Annotated in this window: 8 protein-coding genes; all 8 read right to left on the bottom strand. The window is 55.6% G+C overall.

The window, feature by feature from the left end; genetic code table 11:
• Positions 1 to 10: 10 nt before the first annotated feature.
• Positions 11 to 529, bottom strand: coding sequence for a TlpA family protein disulfide reductase (locus tag FJY67_04435; protein MBM3328710.1), 519 nt, complete (start codon positions 527 to 529; stop codon positions 11 to 13).
• Positions 530 to 544: 15 nt separating this feature from the next.
• Positions 545 to 874, bottom strand: a complete 330-nt coding sequence (trxA, locus tag FJY67_04430) for a thioredoxin (protein ID MBM3328709.1) — start codon at positions 872 to 874, stop codon at positions 545 to 547.
• A gap of 60 nt (positions 875 to 934) precedes the next feature.
• Positions 935 to 2788: a hypothetical protein gene (locus tag FJY67_04425; GenBank protein ID MBM3328708.1), complete on the bottom strand. Its 1854-nt coding sequence runs from the start codon at positions 2786 to 2788 to the stop codon at positions 935 to 937.
• Positions 2789 to 2845: 57 nt separating this feature from the next.
• Positions 2846 to 3496: a TonB family protein gene (locus tag FJY67_04420; GenBank protein MBM3328707.1), complete on the bottom strand. Its 651-nt coding sequence runs from the start codon at positions 3494 to 3496 to the stop codon at positions 2846 to 2848.
• Positions 3497 to 3854: 358 nt separating this feature from the next.
• A complete protein-coding gene (locus FJY67_04415; GenBank protein MBM3328706.1) occupies positions 3855 to 4367 on the bottom strand; it encodes a hypothetical protein in 513 nt (170 codons plus the stop codon).
• 4 nt (positions 4368 to 4371) lie between these two features.
• Positions 4372 to 5151: a hypothetical protein gene (locus tag FJY67_04410; protein MBM3328705.1), complete on the bottom strand. Its 780-nt coding sequence runs from the start codon at positions 5149 to 5151 to the stop codon at positions 4372 to 4374.
• 9 nt (positions 5152 to 5160) lie between these two features.
• Positions 5161 to 5580, bottom strand: coding sequence for a biopolymer transporter ExbD (locus tag FJY67_04405; protein ID MBM3328704.1), 420 nt, complete (start codon positions 5578 to 5580; stop codon positions 5161 to 5163).
• A 111-nt stretch (positions 5581 to 5691) separates the two neighbouring features.
• Positions 5692 to 6117, bottom strand: a complete 426-nt coding sequence (locus FJY67_04400; protein MBM3328703.1) for a biopolymer transporter ExbD — start codon at positions 6115 to 6117, stop codon at positions 5692 to 5694.
• Between the last annotated feature and the right edge of the window lie 58 nt (positions 6118 to 6175).

The following is a 6175-nucleotide window of genomic DNA, read 5'->3' as shown; positions in this document are numbered from 1 at the left end:
TGCTCAGGCATCATAGCAGCGGCTTGATCGCGCCTTCGAAGATCGCCTTCTCGCGGTAACCGACGAAGTGTTGCCGGATAATGCCTTCTCGATCGATGATAAAGGTGAATGGAATGCCCCCCTGCTCGTCGCGCGGGAGGTAGTCTTGATAGGTCGTATAGGCTGCCTCGTCAGCCATCGCTACGCGATAGTCGATGGGCGTCTTCTGCATGAACTTCCTCACTACTGCCGCTCCGCCTTGATCGACGGAGAGACCGAGCACGACCAGACCTTTCCCGGCATATTGCCTGGCAAGGTCGTTGAAGTGGGGAATCTCCTTGACACAAGGAGGGCACCAGGTCGCCCAGAAGTCGAGGATGACGACCTTGCCTTTGTAGTCCGCGAGTTTCACCTCTTTGCCATCGAGGCCTTTCAGAGTGAACGCGGCGGCTTTGAGTCCGGTCGATTTTTGCGCCGGCTTGGATGCGGAGAGCCCGGCTATCAGGCTCGACAGGGTTATTATCAGTGCGAGTGCTGGGGTGCGCTTCATGAGGGGATGGGAATCCTATTCGTTAAGGTAACGTTCGATCTTTTCTTCAATCTTGCTTTTTGGAATAAACCCGATGACCGATTCCCGGACCTTACCGCCTTTGAAAAAGAGCAGTTGCGGGACGCTGGTGATGCTGTATTCTATCGAGGTTTGCTGTGCATGATCGACATCGACCTCGACGATCTTGACCCGGCCGTCATAGACCTGGGCCAGGTCGGCCATTATCGGATGCAGTTTCTTGCAAGGGCCGCACCATTCGGCGCCGAAATCGACAACCGTCAGGCGTTCCGACGCGATCACTTCGCTTGCAAAGGCCGCATCGTCGATCTTGGGGACAAGGGACATTGGACTTGACTCGTTAGGTTATACGGGAAGCTCATCTAATAGGTGGGATGAAATGGGTGGTCAAATGCCGGAAGCGCTCTTATTGGCACCGCTCTGCAACACTGGCATCACCTGCTCTGCGGTTCGGAATGCCTCGAACCTCGCCAGTTCGGTGCCGTCGGGAGCAAGCACCAGCACCGTTGGGAGACCCCTCACGCCATATTTCGCCCAGACGGCTTTCACCTCGGCGGTGATCTTCGTGCCATCGACCTTGACGGGATGGAGGTTAGCCCGGACGTAGGCATCGACTTCCGGAACATTCCAGGTCTTGTGGTCGAGTTCCTTGCAAGCGGCGCACCAGTCCGCCCAAAAGTCGACCAGAACCCTTCGGCCCGAAGTCTTCGCATCAGATAGCGCACCGTCGATGTCATTCATCTGCCAGAAGCCGTGCGCCGGTTCCGCCTTGAGGGAACTGCCAGACGATGCCCCAGCCGCAACCGGAGCGGATGCTCCACCCGTTAGCGAAACCCCCTCCAGGCGCGACAGGCCAACAAGTGTGTAGAAGATCCCCGTTACCAGCACAAAGAGCGCTGTCGCCCGACCCGCCTTGTGTGCCAGCGAAGCCTCCTCTCCCAGGCGTCCAAAAGCGCCCATTAGACCGGCCAGAACAAGCAGGCCGAAGCCTACCGCCAGGACGAACCAGTCGCCCGGAACCTGCGGCCGGACGAAGTAGTAGGCAGCAGCGATCAAAATCACGCCGAAGACCTGCTTGACGCGCTCCATCCAGACGCCGGCACGAGGCAGCGCCGTGAGGACGCCGGCAAAGGTTCCTATCAGAATGAACGGAAAGCCAAGCCCTACGGCAAAGACGAAGAGGTAGAAGAACCCGAGTCCGAGGCTGCCGGTCGAAGCAACCCACGACAGAAGCGCCACCAAGACCGGGCCCACGCAAGGCGCCGCTACCAGACCGGTTGTCCCGCCAACGAAGAGCGCGCCGAGATAGCCCGAACGCTTTTTGGATGCCAAAGCCGTCTGCCACGACGAGGGAAGGTTGATGTCGAATGCGCCGAGCATCCCGATTCCCATCACCACAAAGACTGCTGTTATGAACGCCAACACCCAGGGGTTCTGTGTCGAAAGTCCAAAGACCCCGCCCGTCGCCGCGGCAAAAAGCCCCAAGAGCGAATAGACCAGCGCCAGCCCCAGGACAAAGACCAGCGCGAGCGTCAATGCCCGCATCTTGTTCGTCCCCGACCGCGCTCCGATGTAGACGATTGTGATCGGTATGACCGGATAGACGCACGGCGTGAAGGAAAGCAGCAAGCCGCCAACAAAAATCCAGAGCAAAGCGACGGCCGAGCCCGACTCAAGCGCTCGCTTCGCTTTCTCTTCGAGGGTCAGACCGCCACTTGCTGCGCCTGTTGATAATCCACCGCCCGAGCCCGGATCACCGGTGATGAGCGTCGCTTCGAACCGCCGTTCGATCGGCGGGGTGCAATAGACCGGCTCCTTCTCGGTGCAAATCTGATAGCCGACCGTGCCGGGCAGCATCAGGGTCTTTTCGGATCCTATTGAACGTGCGATCATCAAAGGTACCGAGACCTTGACCACACCCTGATAGACTGTCTCGCCGTCGAAGGTGACCCCCGATGGATAGGAGGGGATGCCCCATTCGATCCCCGGCACCGAGTCCATCGCGACGAAGAAGAACTCGTAGTCGCGGCTGGTGATGTGGCAATCGGACGGCAGGTTGATGGCGAGGGTAAGGACGCCCGATCCGCCGGCCGGGACAGGCAACGGCTCGACGGTCGCGACGAGCGACACGTCGCGCTCAGGATCGAGTTCGATCTGCGCGATGGCCAGCGTCAATGGAACAAGAAGCGCAAGCCACATCAGTTGCAGCCTGCGCTTGGGTTGAGATTGTGAAACGTTCATTACAGACAAGGGAGCACTTGCAAGTTCATTGTTGTAAAGTAATACGGCACCGCCCGCTCATTCGATAGCGAACCGGATGCGTTGCTGCATCCGCACCTGCACCGGCTTGTCGCGCTGGTAGCCGGGTTGGAAGCGCATCGCCTGCATCACCTTGACGGCCGCTTCGCCAAAACCGAGGTTGGGGGGCTTCTCCTGTTTGACGACGATGCTCTTCGGCAGACCCTCCTTATCGACGACCAGTTCGATAAGGACGTCGCCCGAGATGCGGGCGTCTTCGGCGACCTTGGGGAAGAGGTTGTTGCGGACGATGTAGTCGCGGATCGCTTCCGGACCGCCGATCAGGACCGGCTGACGTTCGATCTTGAAGAAGGGGATGATCTCGTCCAGTGCCGGCGGGGGCGGCGGTGGCTTGATGGTCGGGTCGAACTCGCTGAACTCGGGCAGATCGATGTCGGTCTCGGGGTCGGTTTCTGGGTCCTCGATCGGGATGGTCGGCTTGCGCGGCGCTTCGATCCGCTTGATCGTGCGGGTGATCGGGATGTCCTCGACCTGAATCGAGGGAATATCGACGGCGCGCGCGACCGACGATCCTTCGAACTTCTTCCAGATAAGGAAGGAGAGGGTCAGGACGGCGAGCGACGCCGCGAGCGACGCTTCGAGGACGCGGCAATATTGCAGCCGTAGGTCGGCGTGGGGAGATTTGTGCATTTATGAATTGAGATGCAGATACCTTAGCGGTTTCAAAATGACTGCGAAGGCATCACCTGAATGACGACATTGCTGAATCTTGTGTCTTGAACTACCCGTTGTCAGACCAATCCTATCGTGCTTGTCTGCCAATACTCGAATTTTGTCACCATGAATGGCGGGAAGCTCCGATGTGGCATTTCCTCCATTTCTAAGCTTCTTGCTTACAGAGCAATAGGCGTTTATTTCCAGGCGGAACGCTGGCTGAATTTTCCCAGTATCCTCATCCTCAATATCGTGTAATCGCACATACTTTCTGGCTTGGGAATCAATACGTTCACCATGGATTGAGTCCCTTTGCATACGACCAGTTTCATCGCTACTCACCTACAACGCCTTCGCGAATCAACTCGTTGCAGATTTCGACCACCAACCTAATATCGATCCTGAGTTCATCTGCAATATCTCCGGCATCGTGGTAGCCAGCATTCTTAGCGAAATAGTTCATGACTTCGTCTCTCGCTTGTTCGCGTTCGATACGACGAATAGATATGGTCGGAATTGGGTTTGCTAAATCGATCCTCGCTTCAAGTTGTAATACCATCTCCCGAAGTTGCGCCAATTCTTTCTTAAGTGAACGTATTTGGTCAAGATGCTGGCGACTTAGCGGTGACCGGATAAGATCGTTAATCTGCTCAACCAGCATATTGTGAGGACGTTGCTTCCGCGGTGTAGAGGTCTTGTTTTCAAGGTCGGAAAGCGATCTTTGTCGGGGGCGTAAATGCTCTAGTGCCTCTGGTGGAAATTCTCCCAATCTTGAATTTTCAAGACGCTTGGGCGCATCAAGCCAGATCAGGCTCTCCCTTTCTGTCAAACGAAATCCGGATTGCATAATTCTACCTCCCCTCTGAGGGTAAAGATTCAACAAAATTTGAGGACATCTTAAGGGCATGATTGTGAGCACTTTGCAAATCCGATAGTAAGTCTAATCTGATTCGACTCGTCAGGTATATCTTATGTTGAATACTACGATGCGTACTTCTAATCTCAGCATGGTACATGTTCTCTTCTATGAACTCACTCTTTTCCATTCCAATCCATCCTTCCGATTCGGATTCGGCCTTCCATGGCGCAGAAACCTGCAAAGTGAAGCCAATGATTCTGGCATCTTTGTAATCTGGCAAATCGAGCGACTTAGGAATAGACAGTAAAGAATCATAAAGTTCATTACTATATTGAAATTTCGTCATATACCAATATGCGTAACTATCCAAATGCTGGACGAAATCATCAATGATTGATGAAGGCATTTCACTATTGTGCAGGCTCTTATCTACTCCTTCATTCAACTTGATTGCCAGATCGCAATCAAGCGAAAGAGCTATCTCGGGGTTGTCATCAAGTGGATTTACCGCCCAGATCTTTGACTCCAATATTGCAAGCCGCCCGCTTCTTAGTCTTATCTCCTGCCTACCGTGTCTTGGGCCGGACTGGCGCAACTGAGAGAGGTCAATCTCGATTTTACGGAGATCCTCGGCATTGGTTTGAGCCAAGATAGAGAGAGCGACTCCTCTGCAGCCATTCTCTTCCAACTCAATGGTGCGAAGAAACTCAATCAGTCCGGTTTCCAGCGCGACACTCGGACTCACAGTAATAATGTCCTGCTGTTCAGGCATCCCCCTCCCTCACTCTCCCCCCTTGAACCGTGTCGAGTAGTTGACCCGGACGGCGTAGGCGTCGCGCAGTTGCTCCTGAATGTCGGTTACGAGCGACATCTTGGCGCGCTTGTCGATCTTCATCGAGACGATCAACTGGTTGTCGGCGTCCAACTTCTGACGGATGATGCCGGAGATGGTGCCGATCGCCGCGAGCGGGATCAGCCGGTCGTCGATCGAGATGGTGTTCCGGTCGTCGGCCCAGATGTAAGCCAGATGCCGCTTCGACTCGATCTTCTTGGTCTGGTCGGCGGCCGGCGTGACGATCGGGATGCCCTGCGTCTTCTTGATGACCGTCGTCACCATGAAGAAAAAGAGTAACAGGAAGATGATGTCGGGCAACGAGGCGGTCGGGATGCCGCCTTGCGGTTTCTGCTTCTTGGTGAACACGGGAGAAGGCTCAGGGCTAAGGGCTTAAGGCTTAGGGCTATGGGCTTTGGGCGGGCGCAATCCCTTGCGCCGCGACCGGGATGATCACTCAACGATTCAACGACTCAACGACTACTCCTTATCCGGCTCCGCGATGGATATCTTCGTCGCGCCCGAGCCTTTCACCACGTCGAGGACGTTGATGTAGCGCTCATAAGCGGTCTCGCGGTCGGTCTTGATGGAGACGATCAACTTCGGGCTGCCTTCGGCGTCATAGCCGCGCTCCTTCAACTTCGCGCCGAGGAGTTCCTTCAACTCCGCATCGTCGCACTGCTTGCCGTCGAAGAGGATCAGCCCCGCCTCGTTGACCAGAATCTTGGCAATGTTCTGCGGGTTGATCTTCACTTCGCCGCCGCGCTCAGGCAGCACCATATGGATGCCCTTGTCGGCATCCATCGTCGTGGTGACGAGGAAGAAGATCAGGAGCAAAAAGGCGATATCCGCCAGAGAGGCCTGCGGGATCTCGGCTTCGCGCTTCTTCTTTTTTTCGACGAGCATGGGGATGGGCTTAGGGCTTAAGGCTCAAGGCATTGGGCTCAAGGCTTTAGGCTTATGG

It is taken from the genome of Calditrichota bacterium (genome assembly GCA_016867835.1).
Lineage (GTDB): Bacteria > Electryoneota > AABM5-125-24 > Hatepunaeales > Hatepunaeaceae > VGIQ01.
The sequence above is the reverse complement of the archived record's forward strand: the minus strand, read 5'-3'. Positions and strand labels throughout refer to the sequence as shown.

Excerpts from the sequence above, each read along its gene's own strand:
- FJY67_04435 (MBM3328710.1), bottom strand. The coding sequence starts at position 529 with ATGAAGCGCACCCCAGCACTCGCACTGATAATAACCCTGTCGAGCCTG.
- trxA (MBM3328709.1), bottom strand. The coding sequence starts at position 874 with ATGTCCCTTGTCCCCAAGATCGACGATGCGGCCTTTGCAAGCGAAGTG.
- FJY67_04425 (MBM3328708.1), bottom strand. The coding sequence starts at position 2,788 with ATGAACGTTTCACAATCTCAACCCAAGCGCAGGCTGCAACTGATGTGG.
- FJY67_04420 (MBM3328707.1), bottom strand. The coding sequence starts at position 3,496 with ATGCACAAATCTCCCCACGCCGACCTACGGCTGCAATATTGCCGCGTC.
- FJY67_04415 (MBM3328706.1), bottom strand. The coding sequence starts at position 4,367 with ATGCAATCCGGATTTCGTTTGACAGAAAGGGAGAGCCTGATCTGGCTT.
- FJY67_04410 (MBM3328705.1), bottom strand. The coding sequence starts at position 5,151 with ATGCCTGAACAGCAGGACATTATTACTGTGAGTCCGAGTGTCGCGCTG.
- FJY67_04400 (MBM3328703.1), bottom strand. The coding sequence starts at position 6,117 with ATGCTCGTCGAAAAAAAGAAGAAGCGCGAAGCCGAGATCCCGCAGGCC.